The 1765-nt window shown below is 38.6% G+C and carries 2 protein-coding genes and 1 pseudogene; all 3 read right to left on the minus strand.

All coding sequences use genetic code 11. The annotated features are described in order from the left end of the window. Positions 1 to 523: 523 nt before the first annotated feature. Entirely contained in the window at positions 524 to 889 is a 366-nt protein-coding gene (locus tag GO685_RS05670) for a hypothetical protein (RefSeq protein WP_246226436.1), read from the minus strand. A gap of 109 nt (positions 890 to 998) precedes the next feature. After that, entirely contained in the window at positions 999 to 1445 is a 447-nt protein-coding gene (dut, locus tag GO685_RS05065) for a dUTP diphosphatase (RefSeq protein ID WP_175937845.1), read from the minus strand. 172 nt (positions 1446 to 1617) lie between these two features. Beyond that, a pseudogene (locus tag GO685_RS05070) lies at positions 1618 to 1765 on the minus strand (IS982 family transposase); the annotation flags it as partial.

Here is a 1765-nt window from a genome sequence, read left to right on the forward strand (position 1 = left end):
GTTACTGACTCTCATTTTCTGTGGCATATTCTTTCTTCGGTAGTTAAATAGCCACTTTATAATGAATTTCGTCAGTAACCACTAGATTTTTTAGTTGCCATGCAACAAAGCCATCCCAGCGTCACGCGCTGGAATGACAAAAAAGGAGGCACTCGGATGACAGGAGGAAAAGTGCTGGGATGACAGAAAAATGGACTAGTTAGGGCACCCTACTGCAGGCTCGAAACAATGTTCATGCAACTTGCGTGGTGCTCGAAATTCAAGAACTTCTAGAAAAAAAGAGGTAGACTTGATCTACTTCTTTTCATACTTAGCTTATTGTTTTCCTGGAGTTTGAGGAGCAGCTTGTGCAACGGAAAGTTTGCCTAAATAAGTGTTAACCCAAGCACCACCCTCCTTTTCGCTTCATTTCTTCTGTACCTCATTTAGAGGGTCTGAAGTATACTCACCGTTGCTACTTTTCGCTTTTAGTGAATTCACCTCGAAGAGTAAAGTATTACCTAGCTCCTTGCCGGACTCATCATCAATAATAACACGATGGTCCTTGCCTTCTTATATAATATTCATTGTCTATTAGCTGACCTTCTTTATTCTTGTTTTTCTTCATTTCCTCAAACATGTCTCTTGTTACTAGCAACATTACCTGACCATTACGGCTAACAAGCTTCGGAGCTTTCTCCTCAGATATTTCGTTATTTTTGCTGATGGTGTACCATGCTAAACCAATTAGTGTAATAGCAACAGTTGTTAATACACCTATCCCAAGTGGTGTAGTTGCATATGGTGATGAAAGTGCTACTGCTGCGCCTATGACATACAGAGAAGTAAGTGCAGCAAGTGCAGTGTTCATTTTGTGGAATTGACCACGATAGTTTTTGAAAATTAGCATAACTACCTCTTTAATAAATTATTAATATACTTAGGATTATATGTAAAAAACTACCTTGATCAAGAAATTTTTGATGTAAAAATCAACTAACAGACAGCATTTGTATAAGCTACCTACCACTTGAGCCAAAACCCCCCGCATTTCGGTCAGTTTCTTCTACGTAGAATTCTTCTGTATCATCCCAGATCACCTGAGACATAGGAGCAATAAGGATTTGTGCGATTCTATCTCCCCTTTTTACCTCATATGGTTGATTGCTGAGATTAATCAAGCAAACTTTAACCTCACCTCGATAATCAGAATCTATGGTGCCTGGAGAATTTAAGACGGTGATCCCATACTTTGCAGCAAGACCAGAACGCGGGCGGACTTGTCCCTCAAAACCACTTGGTATTGCAATTATAATTCCAGTTGGAATAAGTAGCCTTTCAAGCGGATCTAAAATAGCAGAGTCATTCAGTGCAGCATAAAGATCCATACCAGCGCTCTGCGCAGTTGCATAACACGGAAGAGGCAGATCTTCTCCGTGTGATAATTTTTTTACTTCTACTTTCATGCTACTTCTTTGAACTTTATCTATCAAAGTTTAAGTTATAGCACATAAATTGTATCTGCAAAAGTATAAAAAACGTCTTTCAGTGCTTGATATGAAAGCTACAATTTGTGAGCAATCTCCCACAACTGTACAAACATTGTGATTTGAGCCTACCACTAACGCTAACTATGGATTAGCCGAGGAAGAAAGAGTTGGAAATGGAAGGTTTTTTGCGTTGTAAAGAATATGGAATAAGCGTAGAAAAAATGTGAACTAAAAAGTTAATAGGAGATCTATGGCGAGTATGTTCAATTTCTAATCTGTTTTTCAGGTAACCAAAA

Origin of the sequence: Wolbachia endosymbiont of Madathamugadia hiepei, from assembly GCF_013366855.1 — a bacterium.
GTDB lineage: Bacteria > Pseudomonadota > Alphaproteobacteria > Rickettsiales > Anaplasmataceae > Wolbachia.

Bases quoted from the DNA above. Each gene is read 5' to 3' on its own strand.
- GO685_RS05670 (WP_246226436.1), bottom strand. From the start codon at position 889: ATGCTAATTTTCAAAAACTATCGTGGTCAATTCCACAAAATGAACACT.
- dut (WP_175937845.1), bottom strand. From the start codon at position 1,445: ATGAAAGTAGAAGTAAAAAAATTATCACACGGAGAAGATCTGCCTCTT.